The sequence below is a fragment of the Jannaschia donghaensis genome (assembly GCF_001403795.1).
GTDB lineage: Bacteria > Pseudomonadota > Alphaproteobacteria > Rhodobacterales > Rhodobacteraceae > Jannaschia > Jannaschia donghaensis.
In genome coordinates this window covers 205,530-226,282 of record NZ_CXSU01000005.1, presented here as the reverse complement: position 1 = coordinate 226,282, position 20,753 = coordinate 205,530, and the positions used below count along the sequence as shown (strand labels likewise).

General features: G+C 67.2%; 27 protein-coding genes. 6 read left to right on the top strand and 21 right to left on the bottom strand.

Annotated elements, in window-relative coordinates:
- Positions 1-18: 18 nt before the first annotated feature.
- From JDO7802_RS01680 to rpmI, 3 genes are all read right to left on the bottom strand, one after another.
- Entirely contained in the window at positions 19-507 is a 489-nt protein-coding gene (locus JDO7802_RS01680; protein ID WP_055081982.1) for a GNAT family N-acetyltransferase, read from the bottom strand.
- Between the two features lie 62 nt (positions 508-569).
- Complete coding sequence (gene rplT, locus JDO7802_RS01675) at positions 570-929, bottom strand: 50S ribosomal protein L20 (RefSeq protein ID WP_055081980.1); 360 nt, start codon at positions 927-929, stop codon at positions 570-572.
- Positions 930-941: 12 nt separating this feature from the next.
- A complete protein-coding gene (gene rpmI, locus JDO7802_RS01670; protein ID WP_055081978.1) occupies positions 942-1,142 on the bottom strand; it encodes a 50S ribosomal protein L35 in 201 nt (66 codons plus the stop codon).
- Between the two features lie 203 nt (positions 1,143-1,345).
- Between rpmI and JDO7802_RS01665 the strand changes: the two genes are divergently transcribed.
- A complete protein-coding gene (locus JDO7802_RS01665) occupies positions 1,346-1,918 on the top strand; it encodes a peptide-methionine (R)-S-oxide reductase (RefSeq protein ID WP_055081977.1) in 573 nt (190 codons plus the stop codon).
- A 2-nt stretch (positions 1,919-1,920) separates the two neighbouring features.
- On the opposite strand, the gene JDO7802_RS01660 is transcribed toward JDO7802_RS01665, so the two are convergent.
- The 3 genes from JDO7802_RS01660 to pyk are packed head-to-tail and all read right to left on the bottom strand — an operon-like array spanning position 1,921 to position 4,086.
- Positions 1,921-2,331 carry a VOC family protein gene (locus JDO7802_RS01660; protein ID WP_222836381.1) on the bottom strand — a complete coding sequence of 137 codons (411 nt, stop codon included), beginning with the start codon at positions 2,329-2,331 and terminating at the stop codon, positions 1,921-1,923.
- Positions 2,328-2,639: a hypothetical protein gene (locus JDO7802_RS01655; protein ID WP_055081975.1), complete on the bottom strand. Its 312-nt coding sequence runs from the start codon at positions 2,637-2,639 to the stop codon at positions 2,328-2,330. The genes JDO7802_RS01660 and JDO7802_RS01655 overlap by 4 nt, the downstream gene beginning before the upstream one ends.
- 1 nt (position 2,640) lies before the next feature.
- Entirely contained in the window at positions 2,641-4,086 is a 1,446-nt protein-coding gene (gene pyk / locus JDO7802_RS01650; RefSeq protein WP_055081973.1) for a pyruvate kinase, read from the bottom strand.
- A gap of 218 nt (positions 4,087-4,304) precedes the next feature.
- Here pyk and JDO7802_RS01645 point away from each other — a divergent pair, with 218 nt between their 5' ends.
- From JDO7802_RS01645 to JDO7802_RS01630, 4 genes are all read left to right on the top strand, one after another.
- Positions 4,305-4,616 (top strand): DUF1244 domain-containing protein, encoded by a 312-nt coding sequence (locus JDO7802_RS01645; protein WP_055081971.1) that lies wholly within the window; start codon positions 4,305-4,307, stop codon positions 4,614-4,616.
- 88 nt (positions 4,617-4,704) lie between these two features.
- A complete protein-coding gene (locus JDO7802_RS01640; RefSeq protein ID WP_055081969.1) occupies positions 4,705-5,019 on the top strand; it encodes a hypothetical protein in 315 nt (104 codons plus the stop codon).
- Position 5,020: 1 nt separating this feature from the next.
- Positions 5,021-5,272, top strand: coding sequence for a hypothetical protein (locus tag JDO7802_RS01635; protein WP_055081967.1), 252 nt, complete (start codon positions 5,021-5,023; stop codon positions 5,270-5,272).
- A gap of 60 nt (positions 5,273-5,332) precedes the next feature.
- On the top strand, positions 5,333-6,373 hold the full coding sequence (locus JDO7802_RS01630) for an endonuclease/exonuclease/phosphatase family protein (protein ID WP_055081964.1): 1,041 nt from the start codon (positions 5,333-5,335) through the stop codon (positions 6,371-6,373).
- 9 nt (positions 6,374-6,382) lie between these two features.
- On the opposite strand, the gene JDO7802_RS01625 is transcribed toward JDO7802_RS01630, so the two are convergent.
- A complete protein-coding gene (locus JDO7802_RS01625) occupies positions 6,383-7,237 on the bottom strand; it encodes a D-amino-acid transaminase (RefSeq protein WP_055081962.1) in 855 nt (284 codons plus the stop codon).
- Positions 7,238-7,300: 63 nt separating this feature from the next.
- Between JDO7802_RS01625 and JDO7802_RS01620 the strand changes: the two genes are divergently transcribed.
- Entirely contained in the window at positions 7,301-8,092 is a 792-nt protein-coding gene (locus JDO7802_RS01620; RefSeq protein ID WP_055081960.1) for a M15 family metallopeptidase, read from the top strand.
- A 4-nt stretch (positions 8,093-8,096) separates the two neighbouring features.
- Here the strand turns inward: JDO7802_RS01620 and JDO7802_RS01615 are convergent, their stop codons facing one another.
- From JDO7802_RS01615 to JDO7802_RS01550, 14 genes are all read right to left on the bottom strand, one after another.
- Complete coding sequence (locus JDO7802_RS01615; protein ID WP_055081958.1) at positions 8,097-8,471, bottom strand: hypothetical protein; 375 nt, start codon at positions 8,469-8,471, stop codon at positions 8,097-8,099.
- 130 nt (positions 8,472-8,601) lie between these two features.
- The gene (gene cobM, locus JDO7802_RS01610) at positions 8,602-9,369 is read right to left on the bottom strand and encodes a precorrin-4 C(11)-methyltransferase (protein WP_055081956.1); all 768 of its coding nucleotides are present in this window, start codon (positions 9,367-9,369) and stop codon (positions 8,602-8,604) included.
- Positions 9,366-11,162, bottom strand: coding sequence for a precorrin-3B C(17)-methyltransferase (gene cobJ, locus JDO7802_RS01605; protein ID WP_055081954.1), 1,797 nt, complete (start codon positions 11,160-11,162; stop codon positions 9,366-9,368). The genes cobM and cobJ overlap by 4 nt, the downstream gene beginning before the upstream one ends.
- On the bottom strand, positions 11,153-11,848 hold the full coding sequence (gene cobI, locus JDO7802_RS01600) for a precorrin-2 C(20)-methyltransferase (protein WP_055082958.1): 696 nt from the start codon (positions 11,846-11,848) through the stop codon (positions 11,153-11,155). The genes cobJ and cobI overlap by 10 nt, the downstream gene beginning before the upstream one ends.
- A complete protein-coding gene (locus tag JDO7802_RS01595) occupies positions 11,845-13,050 on the bottom strand; it encodes a bifunctional cobalt-precorrin-7 (C(5))-methyltransferase/cobalt-precorrin-6B (C(15))-methyltransferase (protein ID WP_055081953.1) in 1,206 nt (401 codons plus the stop codon). The genes cobI and JDO7802_RS01595 overlap by 4 nt, the downstream gene beginning before the upstream one ends.
- 87 nt (positions 13,051-13,137) lie before the next feature.
- The gene (locus JDO7802_RS01590; protein ID WP_055081951.1) at positions 13,138-13,767 is read right to left on the bottom strand and encodes a precorrin-8X methylmutase; all 630 of its coding nucleotides are present in this window, start codon (positions 13,765-13,767) and stop codon (positions 13,138-13,140) included.
- A complete protein-coding gene (locus JDO7802_RS01585; protein WP_055081949.1) occupies positions 13,764-14,963 on the bottom strand; it encodes a sirohydrochlorin chelatase in 1,200 nt (399 codons plus the stop codon). Before JDO7802_RS01585 ends, JDO7802_RS01590 begins: the two co-directional genes overlap by 4 nt.
- Complete coding sequence (locus tag JDO7802_RS17840; protein ID WP_055081947.1) at positions 14,960-15,181, bottom strand: DUF6732 family protein; 222 nt, start codon at positions 15,179-15,181, stop codon at positions 14,960-14,962. The genes JDO7802_RS01585 and JDO7802_RS17840 overlap by 4 nt, the downstream gene beginning before the upstream one ends.
- A 180-nt stretch (positions 15,182-15,361) precedes the next feature.
- Entirely contained in the window at positions 15,362-16,078 is a 717-nt protein-coding gene (locus tag JDO7802_RS01575; RefSeq protein WP_222836380.1) for a DUF3750 domain-containing protein, read from the bottom strand.
- A 138-nt stretch (positions 16,079-16,216) separates the two neighbouring features.
- Entirely contained in the window at positions 16,217-16,585 is a 369-nt protein-coding gene (locus JDO7802_RS01570) for an HIT domain-containing protein (RefSeq protein WP_055081943.1), read from the bottom strand.
- A gap of 124 nt (positions 16,586-16,709) precedes the next feature.
- Entirely contained in the window at positions 16,710-17,840 is a 1,131-nt protein-coding gene (locus JDO7802_RS01565; protein ID WP_055081941.1) for a CaiB/BaiF CoA transferase family protein, read from the bottom strand.
- Positions 17,837-19,327 (bottom strand): tripartite tricarboxylate transporter permease, encoded by a 1,491-nt coding sequence (locus JDO7802_RS01560; protein ID WP_055081939.1) that lies wholly within the window; start codon positions 19,325-19,327, stop codon positions 17,837-17,839. Before JDO7802_RS01560 ends, JDO7802_RS01565 begins: the two co-directional genes overlap by 4 nt.
- Entirely contained in the window at positions 19,327-19,788 is a 462-nt protein-coding gene (locus tag JDO7802_RS17540) for a tripartite tricarboxylate transporter TctB family protein (protein WP_187298072.1), read from the bottom strand. Before JDO7802_RS17540 ends, JDO7802_RS01560 begins: the two co-directional genes overlap by 1 nt.
- A complete protein-coding gene (locus tag JDO7802_RS01550; protein WP_055081936.1) occupies positions 19,785-20,750 on the bottom strand; it encodes a Bug family tripartite tricarboxylate transporter substrate binding protein in 966 nt (321 codons plus the stop codon). Before JDO7802_RS01550 ends, JDO7802_RS17540 begins: the two co-directional genes overlap by 4 nt.
- Between the last annotated feature and the right edge of the window lie 3 nt (positions 20,751-20,753).

Here is a 20,753-nt window from a genome sequence, read left to right as displayed (position 1 = left end):
GGAACACCACAGGAAGTTTCAGCCGAAGGCCCGCGCGAAGACGATGGGCCCGGTCGGGGGCGGGCCGGCGAAGGACAGGCCCATGACGTTGCGGTTCGGCGTGTCGCTCGCCGTCAGGCCAAGGTCGTTGCGAAACCCGGAGGAGGCATAAACCGCAGGGTTCCCGGTAAGCACGCAGCCTGCGACGCCCAGTGCCCGCAACCGCGCGAACCCGGCGGCGATCAGCGCCTTGCCGATGCCCCGTCGCTGCCGTTCCGGCGTGACCGAGATGGGACCAAGCGTCACCCAGCGACCCGGTACCGAAAGCGTTGCGGGCGAAAAGGCGATATGTCCGACGATCTGGGCCTCCTCGACCGCGACCAGCGACACGAGCAGATCGCCGTCCGCCCGCAGCCGGTCGATCACCGCAGGCTCCGTCCCGTCGGAAAATGCCATAGGCGCGAAGGCGATCCGCGTCAGTTCACGGATCGCAGAATCATCGTCACGGTGTTCGGGTCGGATCATCATCCAAGCAGCAGACACGAAAAAGGGCCGCCCCGAAAGACGGCCCCTGAAATCGGAAGCTTCGCTTACGCGGCGGCCTTGGCCTGATCCACGATGGCCGCAAAAGCCTCGGGCTCATGCACGGCCAGATCGGCGAGAACCTTGCGGTCAACCTCGATCCCGGCTTTCGCCAGCGCGTTGATGAAACGCGAATACGTCATATCGGCATCGTGGGCGCGCACGGCCGCGTTGATCCGCTGGATCCACAGCGCGCGGAACGTCCGCTTGCGGTTCTTGCGGTCGCGGGTGGCGTATTGGTTCGCCTTGTCGACGGCCTGCGTGGCGGTCCTGAAGGTCGTGGAGCGGCGGCCGTAGTAGCCTTTCGCTGCATCCAGGATCTTCTTGTGACGGGCGTGGGTGACCTTGCCGGAAGTAACTCGGGACATATCGGCTCCTCCTTATCGGTCGTAGGGCATGAAGCCCTTGACGATTTTGGCGTCAGGGGCGGACAGGGTCGTGGTGCCACGGGCATCACGAATGAATTTGGTCGATCGCTTGATCATGCCGTGCCGCTTACCGGCCTGACCGGCAAGGACTTTTCCCCCTGCCGTGATCTTGAAGCGCTTCTTGGCGCTCGACTTGGTCTTCATCTTGGGCATTTGAAGTCTCCTTCTTCATCGCGCGTCGCGGCATCCCAATCGCCGGACATGCGGGTATTCGAGCGCGCCAGATAGCGGGGATGCGTCAGACTGACAAGGGGCCACGAGCGTGTGTCCGCCCCGGTCCGTCACGGACAGTTTCGTGGCGCGTGAGGGCATCCATCCGTATAGTGCGGGACATAACAGCTGCAAAAGGATTTCAAATGACCGATGTTTCCAGAAGAGCCCTTCTTGCCGCGCTGCCTGCCGGAGCCGCCGCAACGCTGGCCCCCGCCGCGATGGCCGAAGGTCACGGCGATGGTTTCCAGTACGAGATCATACGTACCGACGACGAATGGCGCGCATTGCTGAGCGACGATGAATACGCGATTTTGCGCGAAGGCGGCACGGAACGTCCCAAGAGCGATCCCCTTTGGGACAGCACCGAAGCGGGCATGTATGCCTGCAAGGGCTGCGACTTGCCCGTCTATGATGCCCGTTGGAAGGTCGTCCTCGACGTTGGCTTCCTGTTTTACCGCCATGCGGAACCCGACAGCGTGATGACCTCCATCGATCGGTCCGTCTACGGTCAACTCGGCGGCGGAACCGGCGATGATGGGCCTGTCGTTCCCGAAGGTCTGAGCGAGGACGATCTGCGCGCGCTCGATACGCTTCTTCTGATCGAGACGCATTGTCGCCGCTGCGCCTCTCACTTGGGGCACATCCTCCTCGTTCAGCAGAAACTTCTGCACTGCATCAACGGAACAGCGCTCAACTTCACGCCCGAGACGGCCTGAGGTCAGGCCGCTCCGGGGTCCGCGTATTCGATCAGATCCCAAAGGTTGCCGCAGATGTCCCGAAACACCGCGACCGTACCATAAGGCATCGTCGCGGGGGGCCGAACGAAGACGACCCCGCGCGCCAGATAGATCGCGTGATCGCGTGCGATATCGTCAGTGCGCAGGAAAAAGGCCACGCGTCCCCCGGTCTGCGCGCCCGTGGTCGCCGTCTGATCCGGCGTCGTCGCGCGGGCCAGCAACAGCCCCGCACCACCCCCCGAGGGGCGAACCACGACCCACCGCTTGTCCTGTTCGGGCTGGTACGTATCCTCGACCAGATCGAACCCGAGGGTCCGGGTGAAGAATGCGATGGCCGGATCGTAATCCTCGACCACGATCGTCACGAGGGCCAGCGTCTGGCCCACCGTCATCGCAGCACCCGCGCGACCAGTTCGACGAAAGCTTCGGGCACCGACAGCCAGCCGAAACCGTCGCGGTCCGTTTCCCAGACCCAGACGAACAGCGCAATGCCCAAAACCGTCGCGCCCAGAGACATCGCCGACAATCGTTTTTCGACCCAACCGGTCACCAGGCCCATGATGCCCAGCGCCGATACCAGCGTCGCGATCACGATCAGAAGGGGAGGGTCGGGCGGACCCGGCAAGCCCAGGTCAGGAACCGGCGGGATGCCCGCCCAGGCCCGTGCCAGGCTGTCCAGAAATCCGTCCAGCCCTTCCAAATCAATCCGCCTCGGCGCCGAAGATCAATCGCTCGTCGCAGGGGGCGATGCGCAGGATGTTGGTCGATCCGGGCATGTTGAAAGGGATGCCGGCCATGACCACGACCTGATCCTCGGTCTCTACGAAGCCGGACGCCTTGGCCGCGCGGACCGCCGACACCACGGCCAGCTTGAACCGTTCCACCGTCTGCGTCTCGACACAGTGGGTGCCCCAGGACAGGACCATGCGCCGCGCGGTCGACGTGATGGGCGTCAGCGCGATGATCGGCACGCGGGGCCGTTCGCGCGACACTTTCAACGCGGTCGAGCCGGAATGCGAGAAACAGCAGATCGCCTTCACATCCGTCGTGTCCGCAATCTCGCGCGCGGCGGCGACGATGGCGTCGGCGGTCGTCGACAGGCTGGCCGAGCGGCTGGCCTCGATGATGTCGCGATAGGTGGCATCGCCTTCGACTTCCACCGCGACGTTATTCATCGTCTCGACGGCCTGGATCGGGTAGGATCCGGCGGCGGATTCGGCCGACAGCATGATCGCATCGGTTCCCTCATAGATGGCGGTTGCCACGTCGGACACCTCGGCGCGGGTCGGCATCGGGCTGTCGATCATGCTCTCCAGCATCTGCGTGGCCACGATCACCGGCTTGGCGGCGGCGCGGCACTTGCGGATCAGACGCTTCTGGATCGGCGGCACGGCATGGACGGGACATTCCACGCCCAGATCGCCGCGGGCCACCATGATGCCGTCCGACGCCTCCAGGATGCTGTCGAAGGCATCGACGGCGGCCGGCTTCTCGATCTTGGACAGGATCGCCGCGCGGCCCTTGGCCAGCGCGCGCGCCTCGTCCACGTCGGCGGCACGCTGCACGAAGGACAACGCCAGCCAATCGACACCCAGCTCGCAGACGAATTCCAGATCCTTGCGATCTTTCTCCGACAACGCGGCCAACGGCAGCACGACGTCGGGCACGTTCACGCCCTTGCGGTTGGAGATCGTCCCGCCGGTGATGACGGTGCAATTCGCGAAATCGGGGCCACACTCCTCGACCTTCAGGCGCAGCTTGCCGTCGTTGACCAGCAGATGGCCCCCAGGCTTGAGCGCGTCGAAGATTTCCTTATGCGGCAATTGCACCCGCGTCGCGTCGCCCGGCGCATCCGACAGATCGAAGCGGAACGCCTGCCCTTGCTCGATCTCGGCGGAATCGCCCTGGAACACACCACAGCGCAGCTTGGGGCCCTGCAGGTCGGCCAGGATGCAGATCGGACGGCCGGTGTCGCGTTCGATGTCGCGGATGATGTTGTGGCGCGACCGGATCCCGTCGTGGTCGCCATGGCTCATGTTCAGGCGGAACACGTCGGCTCCGGCTTCGAACAAGGCGCGGATCGTATCGTAGTCGTCCGAGGCCGGTCCAAGCGTTGCGACAATCTTCACGTTGCGATGGCGTCTCATGTGTCGCGTTCCTTCGGGTCGATGTTCCTGGCGTGCGTCTGTTAGCGCTCACACCTCTGCCCCGACGGATATTTCAGTGCAACCGCCTGTGCAACTCGGCTGCATCCTAAGGGTCGCCGGCACGGGAACCAAGAGGCGAAGGCGGCTTGATCGCCGCAAAATCGGGCCACATGTGAAAGGAAGCCCGACCCGACCCCGACCCAACCCCGGAGAGACCGATGGACGACGCCACCCGCACCCAGATCGAAGCCGCCGCCTTCCGCCGCCTGCGACAGCATCTGTTGGAGGATCGCCCCGATGCGCAGAACATCGACCTGATGAACCTGGCCGGGTTCTGTCGCAATTGCCTGTCGCGCTGGTACGGCGAAGCGGCGGCCGACTACGGGATCGAGATGTCCAAGGAAGACGCGCGCGAAGCGTTCTACGGCATGCCGTTTGCGGATTGGAAGGCGTTGCACCAGACCGATGCGACCGAGGCCCAGACCGCCGCCTTCGACAAGAGTTTTGCCGAGAACGTGGGCAAGGACTGATCCGCGCCGCCGACCGGGCCGATCACGCAGGTCTGACTGTCCAACCCGGCCCCCGTTTTGCTATGATATCCTTGAAGGAGCCTCTCCCATGCCTCGTGCCATTCTGATCCTCGCCCTCGCCGCCGCGATGCCGCTTGCCGCGCCCGCCGCCGCGCAGGGCGTCTTCGTCCCGCCACCCCCCGGCATCGTCGGGGAGCGTGCCGAATTGACGGGACGCCGGGGCCGTATCGCGCGCGAATTACGGTTTTACGGGTTCGATACGGACGTCGCGCGCCTGTCGAACCGCAAGGTCTCCCTGCTCGACGTCGCGTTGCACGAAGGACGATCGAGCAGCGGGACACAAGCCCGCATCCGATCCATCCTGCGCGGAGGCCTTTTGCAGCGCGTCATCGAAAGGAACTGACATGCGATCCCTCATTCTGGCGCTCGCCCTTGCTGTCGCAACACCCGCTGTCGCAGCCCCGAACGCTCAACTCGTCGCATCGGTCCAGCAGCGGCTGAACTACCTGGGCTTCCGGGGGGTGGACGCACGCACCCTGACCACCCGCCAGATCGCCGCACTGCACATGCAGTTGCAGGGCCGCAACCTTGATTTCGGCGGCGTCCGGCGGATGAACGCGCGCAGTCAGGTCAAGGTCATCCTCGGCTGGGACTGACTTTCCCCGGATCGACCCCGGCCCCCGGGTGCGCCGGGCATTTCCAACCGGAGGACCGGTATGCGTGTCGTGAACTGGAATATCGAGTGGATGAACCGATGGTTCCGCGGCAACGCCAGTCCGTCGTGGGGCACCTTCGACCCGGACCGTGGTTCAGGCCTCACCTCCGATGACGCCCGGGAGGCGGCGGGCCGCGTTGCCCGTGTCGTCGCCACCTTATCCCCCGACGTGCTGTGCCTGCAGGAAGGACCCAGCGCAGTGGAAGAGATGCAACTCTTCCTCGACGATGTCGTGACGCCGGCCACGGGGGCGCAGTGGCAGATGATCCAGGGCACGGACGGCGGCGCGCAGAAACTCTATGTGCTGCGCCGCGAGGGCGGGCGATGCGCCGCGATCCAGCGCGCTGACGACCCCGAAACGCTTGCCCTGGCCGACATCTGGGATGCGGACGTCAATGGCGATATGCTTTTGGAGGGCTATGACTTCACACGTCTGCCCCTCGTCGTCGACGCGGATCCGGTGGGCGCGGCCCCGGTGCGTATAGTGGTGCTGCACACCAAGTCGAAATACGTCCAATTCGGCCAGTCGAAGTGGGAAGATCCCGCGCGGCGGCAGGAGTTCGTGGTTCAGGCGTTGGAGGCGCGGCGGCGCATCTCGGCCGAAGGGTTCCGTCTGCGCGGCTATCTCGACACTCTGGTGCAGGCCGACGGCGACGCGCGCATCGTCGTGACCGGCGATTTCAACGACGGGCCCGGCCGCGACCTGTTCGAACGCAGCTATCTGACGCATAACGTGGCCGACATCGTCCTGGGGTCCACCTTCTACCCCGAGCTGATCTTCCACCACCCGCTGATCGCGCGTGTGCCGGCACCACAGCTGTTCACCGCGCGGTTCGACGATTTCGTGGACGGCGTTCTGGACCGGCCCCTGCTTTTGGATCATTTCGCCGTCTCGCCCGCCCTGCGCAGCCATGTGGAGGATGCGGGCATAGGCCACGATGCTTTCGAGGCGGAGGTAGAGAACGACGGGGAGCCGCGCGCAAAACGCCCCAGCGATCACCGGCCGATCTGGCTGGACCTAGGCGCGCCGCTGTCAGGCTAGGACGCGCGCTTAAACGGCCGCCTTCCGCATCTCCTCGAGATAGATTTCCCGCAGGCGCGCGACCGTCTTGCCGGGTGTGCCCGTGCCGATCTGCTGCCCGTCGATGGACACCACCGGCATGACGAAACTGCTGGCCGACGTGACGAAGGCCTCGTCTGCCGCAAGCGCCTCCTCGACGGTGAACGCCCGCTCATCCACCTTCATCTGCGCCTCCCGCGCGAAGGCCAGAACCGCCTTGCGGGTGATCCCGTGCAGGATTTCCTCGCCCAGGTGCCGCGTCACGATCACGCCGTCCTTGACGATGTAGGCGTTGTTCGACGTGCCTTCGGTCACGGCGCCCTCCTCCACCATCCAGGCGTCGTCCGCGCCCTGCGCCTTGGCCTCCATCTTGCCCATGCTGGGATACAGAAGCTGCACCGTCTTGATGTCGCGACGTCCCCAGCGGCGATCGGGAATCGTGACGACCTTCATGCCCGTCTCGGCCATGGGGCTGTCCGCCAGACCGGGTTTGGCTTGCGTGAAAAGCACAACCGTCGGCGGCGTGTCTTCCGCCGGATAGAGAAAATCGCGGTCCGCCGCGCCGCGCGTCACCTGAAGATAGATCAGCCCGTCGGTGATATCGTTGACGCGAACGAGTTCGCGGTGAATCTCCAGCAATTCGTCCATGTCGATGGCGGCCGTCATGTCCAGTTCGTCCATCGACCGCTGCAATCGCTTGGCGTGCCCGGCAAAATCGATCAACTTGCCGTCTAGGACGCTGGTCACTTCGTAGACGCCATCTGCGAAAAGGAACCCCCGGTCGAAGATCGACACCTTCGCCTGATCCTCGGGCAGGTAGTCGCCGTTCACGTAGACTGTGCGCATGGTATTCTCCTCGGGCCATCCCCCTCTTGCGAAAGGGGGCGGCGGCGGTCAAGCCTGCCAGTCATGTCCAGTTTGCTTCATGGCCCGCTCGCCGCCCTGCGCGACCGCCCCCTGGGGACGCAGGTGACGCGCGCCGCCGCCCTGCGCCCCGGCTACCGCGATCATGCCGTCGATCTGGCGGACCCGCGTAATGCCGATGCGATGGCCGACGTGCGCACCTTCGGCATCGCGGGCGAAAATGCCTATCACACGCCGACCGCCCCCTATCACGAGCGGGTGGAGGGCAGCACGCCCGACCTTCTGCTGCGCCGGCCACTGATCGACCTTCTGACCGGCGTGAATGCGCGACTGGCGGATTACGATCTGGAGCTGTGGGTGTTCGACGCCTGGCGGCCCATCGCGGTCCAGAACCACTTTCACGATCACTGGATGCCGGCCACTTTGCGCGCCACCTATCCCGATTGGGACAGCGCGCGCATCGCCACCGAAACGGAGAAATACTGGGCACGCGGCGCGGATGGCGCGATCGATCCGCTGTCGCCCCCACCACATGCGACCGGTGGGGCGATCGATCTGACGATCCGTCGTACCGGTGGGGCGGAGCTGTTCATGGGAACGATCTTCGACGACGTGTCGGAAGCGTCGAACACCGATGCGCTGGAAGCCGACCCGACCGGCCTGGCCTTTTCGCACCGAGAGGCACGGGCGAACCGTCGCCTGCTCTATTGGTTGATGGTCGACGCAGGGTTCGTCAACAACCCGACCGAATGGTGGCACTTCTCGCTCGGCGATCAGATGTGGGCCCGGATATCGGGCGCGCCCGCGGCCTATTACTCGGTCGCCCCGACGCCCTAATCCGTCAGCGGCCCGTCAGATAGGCTACAGGGGCCTCGGTCGTCCGTTCGTAATCGACCGGTGCCTGCATCCGCGGGGCCGTGGTGCGTTTGAAATCATAGCGCATCGTATCGCCCGACGGCTCACCCGCGACGACCAGAACGGTGCGGATCATGCGTGGCCCGTCGTGGATTTCAACAAGACCCCGCAGGTGCGGCGCGTCCGCAAAGGCCGTCAGCGGCACTTCGAAACCCGTCTCGTCAAAGGTGATGATGGGATACCAGGCTTCGCCCATCTGAACGCGCAGGCGGCCCCCGGTGGATTTGCGATCGCGGGCCCGGGCCAGGGCCAGACCTTCGCGAACTTCGGCGGGCAGGTGGAAAAGCTCGGACTCGGACATTGTACCCTCCGCAACGACAGACCAGACTCAACACGAGTCGCAAATCCGCCTCGTGGTTCAGTCTGACGGACAACCATGAAGAGTCAATGAATGCGAAAAGGCCCTTCGCGACGGGTCTGCGACGGGGACGTCAGCCCGTCGCCACGGGCCGCAGGACGTGGGGCATGGCGGGATCGTAGAGCGCGGAATCCTTGAAATCGCCCACCTCTCCCAATGCCGGGCCGACCAGGATCAGCGCGGTGCGGGTGATCTTCGCCGCCCGGACCTTACCGTGAATGTCCGAAAGCGTTCCGCGCAGAAACATCTGATCGGGCCAGCCCACGCGGTATCCCACGACGACCGGACAATCCGCCCCGTAGTGCGGCGTCAGCACGCGCTCGATCTCCCGCAGGTTGCGGATTCCCAGATGGATGGCCAGCGTCGCGCCGGTGCGACCGAAATTGTCCAGCGTCTCGCGTTCGGGCATCGACGTGGACTTCATCGACACGCGGGTCAGCACGATGGATTGCGCGATCTCGGGCACCGTCAATTCCTGCCCAAGGGCGGCGGCGGCGGCGGCATAGGCGGGCACGCCGGGCGTGATCTCGTACGCGATCCCGTCGGCGCGCAGCCGCCGGATCTGCTCCGCGATGGCCCCGTAAAGCGATGGATCGCCCGAATGCACCCGCGCCACATCCTGCCCGCGCGCCGTGGCCGCCACGATCTCCGCGTGGGTCTCGTCCAGGGTCATCGATGCCGTGTCCAATACGCGCGCGCCGTCAGCGGCCTCGGCCACAACAGCTTCGGGCACCAGCGACCCCGCGTACAGACAGACGGGACAGGCCCGGATCAGGCGCTGCGCCTTCAGCGTCAGCAATTCCGGGTCGCCGGGTCCGGCACCGATGAAATGGACCGTCATGTCGTCTCTCCCGTTTCCAGATCGCCGCCGGTCATCTTGCGGGCATAGCCGCGCGGCGTGAACATCCGCGCCCCGTCTCCGGTCTTGACCAGTCTGGTGTGGCTTGATCCCACCAGCACCACGGTCAGCATGTCGACTTCATCCACGTCCAATGCGTCCAGCCTGCGATACCGAAACTGCTCCTCCGGCCGGCCCAAAGACGAGGCGAGCATGACCGGCGTGTCCGCCGGGCGGTGCTGCAGCAGGATGTCGCGCGCCTCGGCCAGGAGGGTACGGCGGCGGCGGGACACAGGGTTGTAGAAAGCGATGACGAAATCGCCCTGCGCGGCGGCGTTCAGACGCTTCACGATGTCTTCGCGGGGCGTCAGCAGGTCCGAGAGAGAGATGGCGCAGAAGTCGTGCCCCAGCGGCGCACCGGCCCGGGCGGCGGCGGCCTGCAACGCGCTGACACCGGGGGTGCAGACGACTTCGACCCGGCGCGCGGCGGCGCTGACGGCGCTGTCGTCGGTGCGCGCCATCAACTCGAACACCAGCGCGCCCATGGCATAGATCCCCGCATCGCCCGAACAGATCAGCGCAACATTGCGCCCTTCGCCCGCGCGTTCCAGCGCGTGACGGCAGCGGGCCTCTTCTCCGCCCAAGGGGAAGTCCGCGCGCGGCTTGCCCGCCGCCAACGGCCCCAGAAGATCGATGTAGAGGCCGTAGCCAACCAGCTCCTCCGCCTCCTGCACCAGACGGCTGGCTTCGGGTGTGCGCCAGGCGGCCTGGCCCGGGCCGATGGACACGATGGACAAGCGGCCACGCGCGCGTCCCGCGTGGCGGGTGATGGGATCGGCGGCGCGGGCCAGGGCGGCGGTCGTCGCGGCCGTCTTGCGCTTTGCGACCACGAGGGCACCCTTCGACGCGGCAAGGGCCGACGCCTCCGACACCGATGCCGTGCCCACCTCCGCGCGCACGACCTCCGATGGGTTCGGCACCTCGATCGCGGACAGGTCGGCGGCCGTGAAGGCGCGCAGCGGCACGCCCAATCGGGCGGCCAGCAGGTTCATCGCCGGTTCGTCCAGCTTGAGGTCCAGCGTATTGACCGACGCGACCGCCCCCGGTGCCACGCCCGCCTCGGCCAGCACGGCCGACACGTTGTCCCAAAGTTCCTGGGCGTCCGCATCGCGCGCGCAACCGACGCCCAAGGCAAAGCGTTGGGAATGATAGACCAGCTTTGCCGGGCCGCCCGTCACCTGAGCCTCCGTCACCGCGATTTCCACCGCGTCGCCCGTCGGAAGGTCGAACAGCGCCTCCCCCGTCTGCGTCGCGCCGCCGCCCGACAGCAGTGCCGCCATGACGTCCTTCGCATCCTCGGGGTTCGCAAGCCGGTACCCCACGGGAGGCTCATCCAGCGCCACGCCCAGCGCCACGTCGCCCGCCGTCGTTACCGCCGCCGTCCCCCCCAATGCCCCGGCCACCTGCCGCGCCAACCGGTTGGCCCCGCGATGTCCACCGAGGAGCGGGACGACCACCTTGCCGTCGTCGGAGACAGAGATCACCGGCGGCTCCGCCGTCTTATCCGCCAGAAGCGGAGCGATGGCCCGGATCAGGATGCCGGAGGCACAGACCCCGATGACCGCGTGGCCCGCGGCAAACAGATCGCGCGCGTGGTCGAGGGCGTTGGGGAACGTGATCTGCGCAGTGGTACGATCTTCGCGGCCGTGGAGTGGACAGTTCAGCGCGTCGGCGATGCGCCACGCCGTGTCTTCCCCGGCCGCGTTGAGGGCCAGGACAATCGGGTTCAGAGCCATGGGTCGGCCCCCTTCGTGACGAGGATCATGGAGAAATAGGGCGCATCGTCGAGGGCATCTTGCAGCGGAAGAACCAACTGCGACCCCAGCGTGGCCCGTTCGATGTAAGTCCCGGCCAGCCCCTCGCTTTCCAACAGGGCGCGCAGGCGCGGCAGATGCCGCCCGACCTTCATCACCACCAGCGTGTCGGCGGCGCGCAGATGGTCGCGCAGCGCATCGTCGGGCAAGGGTCCGGGCAAAACAATCATCACTTCGTTGCGCGCGGTCAGTGGCATCGCGGCGGCGGCGGCGCAGGCGGTCAGGGACGTAACGCCAGGCACGACCTCCACCGCGAACCGGCCCTTGAGCCGCGCGAAGAGATACATGAAGGAGCCGTAGAAGAACGGATCGCCTTCGCACAGGCAGACGACGTCGTTGCCTTGTGTCAACGCATCGGCGATCTGCGCCGCCCCCGCATCATAGGCCGCCTGCGCCGGCGCGCGGTTGCGGGACATCGGCACGTCCATGCGGATTTCTGTCGCCCCATTCGGGATCAGGTCGGCGGCGATGGACCGCGCGAAACTCTCTCCCCCGGCCAGCGACGGATAGGCAACATGCGTGGCCGCTTCGATCAGCCGGGCGGCGCGGCGCGTGATCAGGTCCGGATCGCCGGGGCCGAGGCCGACACCGAAGAGCGTGCCGGTCATCGCTTGACCAGCGACCATTGCGTCACCGCCATCGACGGACGCCAGCCGCGATATGCGCCGACGGGTTCGGCCCTGTCGACGGAAATGCGCGCCAAATCGCCGCCATGCGTCTGGTGAAGCCGGGTCAGGATGGTTTCCGATTCCAAAGTGACCGCGTTCGCCACCAGACGGCCCAGCGGTTTCAGGGCCGCAAAGGCATGATCGAACGTTGCCTCCGAGAGGCCCCCGCCGATGAAGACGGCATCGGGGGCCGGCAGATCCCGGAGCGCCTCCGGTACTTCACCGTCGCGCAGGTCGAGGCGCGGTGCGCCCAGCGCCAGTGCGTTTTCGGCGGCCATGGCGCGGCGGTCGGCACGGGGTTCGATGCCGATGGCGCGGGCACTGCGGGCGGCGCGGATCCATTCGATCGCGACCGAGCCGGACCCGGTGCCGATGTCCCACAACAGCGCGCCGCGCATGGGCATCAGCTTGGCCAGCGTCGCGGCGCGAACCTCCCGCTTGGTCATCGTGCCGTCCGAGCGGAACAAATCGTCGGACAGCCCCGGAATCCGCGGCAGCAACGCCGCGTCGGGGGCCGCGATGCAATCGACGGCAAGTGTGTTGAAGGCGGGCACGTCGTGCGACCAGTCTTCGGCGGTGGCGTCGAACCGCGCCTCGGACGCGCCGCCCATATTGGCAAGGACGGTCAGGGCCGATTTGCCAAAGCCGCGATCGGTCAGGAATTTCGCGATCTGCGCGGGGGTCTGCGCCCCGGTGGTCAGGATCAGCAGCCGCGCGTCGGGCTGGATGAAGGCGATCATCTGCTCCACCGGGCGCCCGTGGACGGTGAGGGTTTCGACGTCCGCCATGGACCAGCCCATGCGCGCGGCGGCAAGTTGGAAGGCCGACAATTGCGGGTGATAGACGATCTGCCCGGCGGGAATGGCACGGCCGATACGCGCGCCCACGCTGAACCACAGCGGATCGCCCGTGGCCAGAACGACGACCCGTTGTCCGCGCAGGGAAATCAACTGGTCGATCAGCGCGTCGAACGGGCTGGGCCAGGCAAGCCGTCTGGCCGTGATCGCCCCGGACAGGACATGGTGACGGTCGCCGCCGATGATAATCTCGGCGGCCTCGACGATGGTGCGCGTGGCGGGCGTCAGACCCTCCAGGCCATCCTCCCCGATGCCGACGATGTGCAGCCAGGGGGTATCAGACACGGGCGGATCTTACGGGTGCGGCGTGGATGATCCACGACTGATCGGCGTCGGACGTGGGCCGTGGATATTCGTAGGACAGAGACACGGTCATTGCAGGCCCCCGGCGGCCAGAATGCCCAGCGCGTTGACCGCCGCGCTTGCCATCGCACTGCCGCCCTTGCGTCCGCGCAGGGTAAGAAACGGCGTATCGCGGGGTCGCTGCGCGAGTTCGGCCTTGCTCTCGGCGGCACCGACGAAGCCCACGGGAAAGCCCAGGATCCCCGCCGGTTTCGGGGCCCCGTCCTCCAGCCGTTCCAGCAAGCGAAAAAGTGCGGTTGGGGCGTTGCCGATGGCGATGATCGCGCCGTCGGTGTCCCACAGGTCGACGGCTGCGGCGGAGCGGGTGGTGCCCAAGCTCTTTGCCATGTCGGGGACGTCCGCGTCATTCAGGGTGCAGCGGACATCGGTGCCCGGCAGCAGGCGGCGGGTGATGCCGGAGGCGACCATCTCGCAATCGGCATAGACGGGCGCACCGGCCCTGAGCGCGGCGATGGCCGACGACGCGACGTCGTCGGAATAGTCGAGCCGGTCCGCAATCTCCACCATGCCGCAGGCATGGATGACGCGGATCGCGACCTCGGCGATGTCAGATGGGAAACGCGTCAGCGGGGCCTCGCTGCGCACAGTGGCGAAGGAGGCGGCGTAGATGGCCGCGGGGTCTTTTTCGTAAGGCCTCATGCCTTCGCCTTCCGCGCCGATTCCGGGCCGTGCGGATGTTTGGCGTGTGGATACGGCGCGTGGTGATGATCGTGATCGTGATGATGGGCATGATTGTGCGCGTGGTCGTGGGCATCCTGCATCTGCAACCGGCAAAGCCCCGTGCAGAACGTGTCGCAAAGCGTGCAATCGACCACGTTGGAGCCGGGCGCGGAGGCCCCCTGCCCTTCGACATGGTGGTGATGCGATTCCTGCACCGCGCCGACCTCCCCCTCGAATCCCAGAACGGCGGTGCGGTATTTGCACAGCACGCAGGTCGGCGGGGGCGTGTCGGAAAAGGCGGGGTGATTGCGTGCCTCGGCCGGGATCGTCACCGGATCGCCGTCGGAGGCGAGAACTTGCGTGCGGTAGGCGCACAGACCGCAATTGGGGGGCGGGTTGGCACCGGTCTGTTCAATCACGCGTTCGGCAAAAGTCTCCAGAACCGATGGGTGATCGCCAAGGTAGCCGGCCTTGACGAATTGCGTCCCCGGATGCGCGTCCGCGACGCGGTCGGTGAAGCCATAGATGCGGTCGATCAGGATGCCGGAGAAGAGAAAATACGGAAAGACGATGATCCGCTTGTAACTCAGCTTGGCCGCATGGGTTAGGCACGGTTCCACAAGCGGGAAGGTCACACCCGAAAACCCGACCTCTAGCCAGCCGAAGCCAAGACCTTCGTGCAGCATCCGCGCGATCTTGGAAACGTTGCCATTGGCGTCGGGGTCAGACGCGCCGCGGCCGATGACGACGAGGCAGGTCTCGTGGCGGTCCACCGGGCCGTGGTCGGCGTCGGCCTGCGCAACCGCGGCTTCGATACGGGCACCGGCGGCGTGAATCATCTTGGGGTCGACGCCCAATTCGCGCCCGTAATGAACGGCGATGCCGTGTTTGGCAGCATAGGTATTCAGCACCGTGGGAATATCGTTCTTGGCATGCATCGCCGCGAACAGCATCCCCGGCACGGCAAGGATACGGTCGCACCCGGCCTCGCGCAGGCGGTCCAGCCCGTCGCGGATGACCGGGTTGGCAAACTCCAGGTAGCCATAGTCAACCATCCAGTCGGACGGCAGATAGGCGGGCAATTGATCGGCCAGCGTTGCGAATTCGTCGACGGCGGATTGCGACCGGCTGCCGTGGCCGCAGATCATGACGCCGGTTTTCGGGGCTGCGGTCATGCGCCTTGCTCCTCCGTCTTCTCCTCGGACGCCTCCTCCTCGGGGTCGTCCTTTTTGCCGCCCTTGAGCCAGCCCAGCACGGCGGCACCGGCGATCACGCCCAGACCGACGCCCAGGACCCAGTGGTCGTGGCCGCCCAGATCGGCGATGTGACCCGTATGGGCGGACGCCGGGCCGACGCCGAACGAGACCAGCAGAAACAGGGGAAGGAAGCGCATGGGCGGGCCTTTCACGAAAGAAGGCCCCCGGTCCGGGGTTCCAGACGATGCCTGCCTGTCGCCCCCAATTCGGGTCGGCGCGGATCAAGCCACCTGTCCGGCCCCCGTCGGGGGCGTCGTCTGGCGCAAGGGGTAGCGGCGGCGCGGGCCGGGTGCAATGCGATTCCCGACCCGGCGCGGTCAGGTTCCGACCCGACCGATCCCCGGCAGCTTGAGCGCCGGGCGGCGAAGGTCGACGCCGAAGGTCTGGCCCAGCAGATTGATCTCCACCCCCGTGCGCGGACCGACCGACAGCCCGGCATAACCACCCACCGACAGGTGCAGATCACCGCCCGCGTCGCGGCGCGCGCGCAGGCCGGGGCCAAGGTAATCCTTGCCGACCGCGTGGGGCGGCAAAGCGATGCGCAGGCCCGGCACTTCGCGCAGGACGTGGCCGACGAAGGTGTTGGAATTGGGACCGGGCCAGATGACGTAGGCCCCCGGGGTGGCGAAGGGATAATCCGCCACCGCCGCTTCGACCTGCGGGATGAGGTCGGCGGCCCGCGCCCCGGTGACGGAGCCGACGAAGACCGGATCGTTGGAATACCACCGCGCATCGGGCGCATAGGCGTCGCGCCGCACCGGGCGGCCCCAGCCCACGACGTCGGCCCGTGTCCAGACGGCGCTGCCGGCCGGTTTCCAGACCAGCCAGCTGTGCACCGACGCCGCCCCCTTCAGGCCACCGGTGCGCGCGGCCATGACGTGGATCGCCGCCGCAGGCTCGGCCGTGGCCGCCGGCAACAGCCCCGAGCTGTTCCAGTCGGCCGCACGCCAGGATGTGGGATGGTCCACCGTCGTCCACCAGACGGTGGCGGCCGCAAGGGGCAGCAGGAAGCACAGGACGAAGGCGAGAAGCATGCGGGTTAGAAGCGTTCGGATCATGGGCACGGTCGATAGACGGAGACCGGATCGGCGGCCCGGAGCATGTCCGATATGGGGCGCCCCGTCCCCCGCCGCGAGGGTCGCGTTGTCGCAGGCGTCACCGCCACGTTCGCGTCAATCGGCTTTGGCCAGCATTCGGCCCAAGGGGCGCCCCGCCAGAAGGTGCAGGTGGAAATGCGGCACCTCCTGCACGCCGTGGTCGCCGGCGTTGGAGATCGTGCGGAAGCCGGTGTCGGTGATGCCGTGGTCGGCACAGATGTCTGCGGCGGTGCGGTGGAAGTCCGCGATTTCGGCGTCCGAGGCATTCATGTGAAAATCCGCATAATCGACGTAGGCCCCCTTCGGGATTACCAGCACGTGCAGCGGGGCCTGCGGGGTGATGTCATTGAAGGCCAGCGTGTGGTCGGTCTCGGCCACGGTATCGTTGGGAATCTCACCGCGCAGGATGCGGGCGAAGATGTTCTGGTCGTCGTAGTCGGGCATGGCGCGGCTCCAGGGGGAAAGTCAGGATTGCCGCGACTACGCCACGGCCAGCGGCGAAGGGCAATGCACCGTGATCTTTTCCAAGCGCGACCGGGGGGGGCCGCGGGGGCCTGGCTTGGTAGCATCAGGCGATATCGCCGGGTCCGGGCCACCGGGGCAGATCTTGGGGCGGGGCGAGCGATTGCGGCAGGGGGCCGATGCGAAACGGCGGGGCCGGCGTCGGCGCACCGCCCGCGTCCATCAGGAACGGGCGGTCGTCGGCGCGGGCGGCGGCGACGGCTTCCGCCGGGGTCCGAAGGCGCGCCGCGGGCACCCCGGCGGCCAGCATGTCCCCCTCCCATTCAGCAGCGGTCCGCGTCAGGAGGCGGTCGGCAATCGCCGTCGAGAGAGCATCCGCGTTGATCTGACGGGCGTTCGGGTCGCCGAAGCGCGCATCCTCCAACCATTCGCCTCGCCCCAGCACGCGGGCCAGGCGCGCGAACTGCGACGCCTCGTTCACGCCAAGGCTCAGGTGTCCTTCGGCGCAGGGAAACAGACCCGATGACGGCGACCGGCTGTTGGCGGCGTTGCCGCGCGGGCGGGGGACGTTTCCGGTCAGGGCATGATCGACGATGGTGGAGGACATCAGCGTCAGCGCCACGTCCATCATCGCCACGTCGACCAGCCGGCCCCGTCCGGTGCGCGCCCGCTCCACCAGCGCCGCGCAAATGCCGAAGCCCGCCGCCAATGCCGTGGCATAGTCGATCACCGGCGCGCCGACCCGCATCGGCCCCGTGGCGGCGGTGCCGGTCATCGCCATCAGGCCCGAGGCGGCCTGGATATTGACGTCGTAGGCAGGCGCGTTTTCCAGCCGGTGACCCCGGCCATAGCCCGTCATCGCGCAGTGGACGATGTGCGGGTGACGCTTGTGCACCCCGTCCCAGCCCAGGCCCAACCGGTCGAGGGTTTCAGGGCGATGATTTTCCACCAACACATCCGCCGAGGCCAACTGATCCTCCATCTGCGCCCGCCCGTCCGGCGTATCGAGGTCCAGAACGACGACGCGCTTGCCGGCGGCCTGCGTGGCATAGGCGGTCGACATACCCCGTGCTGCGCGGGCCGGGTCGCTGCCGCTGCGGTGGCGCATGGCGTCGCCGCGAGGGCTTTCCACCTTGATGACCTCCGCCCCCATCAACCCCAAATGGTAGGCGCAGGCCGGTCCGGCCAAGACATGGGTGAAGTCGATGACGCGCAGGCCCGCCAGCGGCCCGGTCATGCCGCGATCCCACGGCGCGCGCGCCGCACCCGCCGGACCCGGAGCACCAGAACCGCCACCGACAGCAAAAGGAACCCGGCGGCGACGGGCCGCTGCGCGAAGATGCCCCAGCCCGCGTCCGACAGCAGCAGCGACTGGCGCAGCGCCTGTTCCGCGCCGGGTGTCAGCACGAAGGCGATGACGAAGGCGGCCGGGTTCAAACCGGTGCGCCGCATGATGTATCCGACCGCCCCGGCCCCCAGCGCCACCCAGACATCGAACAGGTTTCCCCGCGCCGAATAGGCCGCCGTCAACGCCAACAGAAAGACGATCGGATAGAGCACCGTGCCCGGCACCCGCGCCACGACACGCCCCAGCGACGCCGCGCCGAAATAGCCGATGATGCCATAGCAGACGATCCCGACCAGACCGCAGGCGAACAGCGCATAGACAAGATCGCGGTTGGTCAGGAACAGCGTCGGCCCGATCTGGATGCCGTGCACCAGAAACGCCCCCACCAGGATCGCGCCGATGGTCGACCCCGGGATGCCCAGCGTCAGCAGCGGGGCCATCGACGGGCCGGAGACGGCGTTGTTCGCCGCTTCGGGTGCGGCGATACCCTCCAGCGCGCCCTTGCCCCATGCCTCCGGGTCGCGGGCGCGGCGCTTGCCCTCGCCGTAGGCCACGAAGGCGGCGATGGCGCTGCCCAGGCCGGGCAACATGCCGATGAACGCCCCGATCAGGGACGACCGGGCGACATGAGGCAGGCAGGGGCGGTATTCAGCCCAGGTCAGGCCGTCCCGACCCGGTGCGGTTTCGACCACTTCGGGGGCCGCCGTGGGGCGCGCGACCTGATCCATGACCTCGCTGACGACGAACATCCCGATCATCAGCGGCACCAGGTTGAGGCCCCCCGTCAGATCATAGAGCCCGAAGGTCATCCGCGCCGTCCCCGTGATCGGATCGAAGCCGACCGTCGCCAGCAAAACGCCCAGGGCGGCCGAGGCGATGCCCCGTGCCGGGCTGGCACCGATGACCGACCCGATCACCACGAAGGCCGCGACATAGATCCCGAATAATTCCGGCGGGCCAAGGCGCAACGCGACCCATGCGATGCCGCCGACGAAGGCGATCAAAAGGATATCGCCGGTGAAATCCCCCAGCACCGAGGAGAGGGTGGCGACCTTCATCGCCTTGCCGGCCTTGCCCTGTCGCGCCAGCGGATAGCCGTCGATCTGCGTCGCGGCGGAGGCGGCGGTGCCCGGCGTATTGAACAGGATCGCCGCGATGGAGCCGCCGTAGCGGCCGGATTTGCCGATCACGTACAGGAACGCCAGCGCGGCCAACGGCTCCATCTGGAAGGTGATGGGCAGAAGCATCGCGATGGCCGCACTTGCCGTCAGGCCCGGGATCGCGCCCACGAGCATGCCGACGAAGGCCGCCAGGACGATCCAGCCCAGCAGGATCGGTGACGACAGGACAGTGGCGAGGCCGAGGAAGATGTCCATCAGAAAAGCCGGATATCCGCGAGGTCGAACAAACGCCCGTAGGGCGGAAAAACGCCGAGGACATGAAAGAAGAACAGATGCAGCGCGACCGGCACCAGAAGCGCGAAAAGCGCGAGGGGCGAGGCCCGCCGCTGACCGAAGAGCGCAAAGGCGAGCGGTGCAGCGATGAGCGTGGCCACCAAAAAGCCGACGAGGCCCAGCGCGACCGTCCAGGCCGCCCCGAGCAGGAGAAGCGACGCGGCGCGCATCTCGGCGCGCAGGGTGGTGGTGGTGTCCTGCGTCGCGGGTTCGGCCATGACGGCCAGCCCGCCCAGCGCCATTATGGCCCCGGCCAAAAGCGGTACCGTCCGTTCGCCCCACGCGCCGCCGCCAGGTCCGATGGTCAGGGCAGCCCCGCAGGCGATGACGCCGAGGGCGGCAAGCGCCGCCCCCAGCCGTCGCGGAGAGGTCGCAGGACTCACCCGCCGAGGTCGGCAATCACGCCGGCCGTCGCATCGCGCATCGCTTCCAGCCGCGCGCGCGCCGCGTCCCCGGGCAGGTATTCGGGCACGTTGCCCCGGTCGCGCATGGCATCCGCAAAGGCGTCGGACGCGGCGATCCGTTCAAAAGCGGCCTGCATGTCCGCCAAGATCGCCGGATCCGTCCCCTTTGGTGCGAAGACCACGATCGGAGAGGACACTTCGACATAGTCGAATCCCTGCTCGGGCACGGTCGGCACGTCCGACGCGATGCCGTCGCGTTCGGGGGCCAGCAACCCGAGGACACGCAGTTCGTTCTCGAACCCGGCCGCCTGCTGAATGCCGACGACGGCGAAATCGACCTGCGCCCCGATCACCGCCGCGCGGGTCGGGCCGCCGCCCTTGAAGGGCACGCCCGTCGCCTGCAGATCGTTGGCGTCGAGGAAGGCCTGACCGGCCACGTTATGCGCCCCGCCGACGCCATTATGCGCCCAGCGCAGGGCCGCGGGGTCGGCCTGCAGCGCGGCGACCAGATCGGACAGCGTGGCGTGGGGACTGTCCATCGGAACCAGAATCGCGGGATCGAGATCGCCGACCTGCGCCACGATCTCGAAATCCTCCAACGGATGAACCGGCGTGTCCTTCAATTCGGACGTCAGAAGAAAGGACCCGGCCGAGGTGATCATGATCGTCTGCCCGTCGGGACGTGCGCCCGCCGCCTCGGTGGCCCCCGTGATGCCGCCGGCACCGGGCTTGTTGGTCACGACCATCGGCACCGACAGCACGCCCTCCGCTTCGGCAGCGGCGGCCACGGCCCGCGCGAATGCGTCCGTTCCGCCGCCCGCAGCATAGGGCAAGATCACGTTCACGGGTCGGTTCGGGGCCCAATCGGCCAGCGCAGTCCCGGTCAGGGCGAACGGACAGATCAGGGCCGCCGCCAAAGCGATTAAGGTGCGTCGTTTCATTCG

Excerpts from the sequence above, each read along its gene's own strand:
- JDO7802_RS01660 (WP_222836381.1), bottom strand. The coding sequence starts at position 2,331 with ATGACGGTGGGCCAGACGCTGGCCCTCGTGACGATCGTGGTCGAGGAT.
- JDO7802_RS01620 (WP_055081960.1), top strand. The coding sequence starts at position 7,301 with ATGTCCAGTTTGCTTCATGGCCCGCTCGCCGCCCTGCGCGACCGCCCC.
- JDO7802_RS01550 (WP_055081936.1), bottom strand. The coding sequence starts at position 20,750 with ATGAAACGACGCACCTTAATCGCTTTGGCGGCGGCCCTGATCTGTCCG.
- rplT (WP_055081980.1), bottom strand. The coding sequence starts at position 929 with ATGTCCCGAGTTACTTCCGGCAAGGTCACCCACGCCCGTCACAAGAAG.
- cobI (WP_055082958.1), bottom strand. The coding sequence starts at position 11,848 with ATGACCGGCACGCTCTTCGGTGTCGGCCTCGGCCCCGGCGATCCGGAC.
- JDO7802_RS17840 (WP_055081947.1), bottom strand. The coding sequence starts at position 15,181 with ATGCGCTTCCTTCCCCTGTTTCTGCTGGTCTCGTTCGGCGTCGGCCCG.
- JDO7802_RS01615 (WP_055081958.1), bottom strand. The coding sequence starts at position 8,471 with ATGTCCGAGTCCGAGCTTTTCCACCTGCCCGCCGAAGTTCGCGAAGGT.
- JDO7802_RS01630 (WP_055081964.1), top strand. The coding sequence starts at position 5,333 with ATGCGTGTCGTGAACTGGAATATCGAGTGGATGAACCGATGGTTCCGC.
- cobJ (WP_055081954.1), bottom strand. The coding sequence starts at position 11,162 with ATGGCTCTGAACCCGATTGTCCTGGCCCTCAACGCGGCCGGGGAAGAC.
- pyk (WP_055081973.1), bottom strand. The coding sequence starts at position 4,086 with ATGAGACGCCATCGCAACGTGAAGATTGTCGCAACGCTTGGACCGGCC.
- JDO7802_RS01640 (WP_055081969.1), top strand. The coding sequence starts at position 4,705 with ATGCCTCGTGCCATTCTGATCCTCGCCCTCGCCGCCGCGATGCCGCTT.
- JDO7802_RS01560 (WP_055081939.1), bottom strand. The coding sequence starts at position 19,327 with ATGGACATCTTCCTCGGCCTCGCCACTGTCCTGTCGTCACCGATCCTG.
- rpmI (WP_055081978.1), bottom strand. The coding sequence starts at position 1,142 with ATGCCCAAGATGAAGACCAAGTCGAGCGCCAAGAAGCGCTTCAAGATC.
- JDO7802_RS01635 (WP_055081967.1), top strand. The coding sequence starts at position 5,021 with ATGCGATCCCTCATTCTGGCGCTCGCCCTTGCTGTCGCAACACCCGCT.
- JDO7802_RS01645 (WP_055081971.1), top strand. The coding sequence starts at position 4,305 with ATGGACGACGCCACCCGCACCCAGATCGAAGCCGCCGCCTTCCGCCGC.
- JDO7802_RS01575 (WP_222836380.1), bottom strand. The coding sequence starts at position 16,078 with ATGCTTCTCGCCTTCGTCCTGTGCTTCCTGCTGCCCCTTGCGGCCGCC.
- JDO7802_RS01585 (WP_055081949.1), bottom strand. The coding sequence starts at position 14,963 with ATGACCGCAGCCCCGAAAACCGGCGTCATGATCTGCGGCCACGGCAGC.
- JDO7802_RS01665 (WP_055081977.1), top strand. The coding sequence starts at position 1,346 with ATGACCGATGTTTCCAGAAGAGCCCTTCTTGCCGCGCTGCCTGCCGGA.
- JDO7802_RS01565 (WP_055081941.1), bottom strand. The coding sequence starts at position 17,840 with ATGACCGGGCCGCTGGCGGGCCTGCGCGTCATCGACTTCACCCATGTC.
- cobM (WP_055081956.1), bottom strand. The coding sequence starts at position 9,369 with ATGACGGTCCATTTCATCGGTGCCGGACCCGGCGACCCGGAATTGCTG.
- JDO7802_RS01625 (WP_055081962.1), bottom strand. The coding sequence starts at position 7,237 with ATGCGCACAGTCTACGTGAACGGCGACTACCTGCCCGAGGATCAGGCG.
- JDO7802_RS01680 (WP_055081982.1), bottom strand. The coding sequence starts at position 507 with ATGATGATCCGACCCGAACACCGTGACGATGATTCTGCGATCCGTGAA.
- JDO7802_RS01570 (WP_055081943.1), bottom strand. The coding sequence starts at position 16,585 with ATGCCCGACTACGACGACCAGAACATCTTCGCCCGCATCCTGCGCGGT.
- JDO7802_RS01590 (WP_055081951.1), bottom strand. The coding sequence starts at position 13,767 with ATGAGGCCTTACGAAAAAGACCCCGCGGCCATCTACGCCGCCTCCTTC.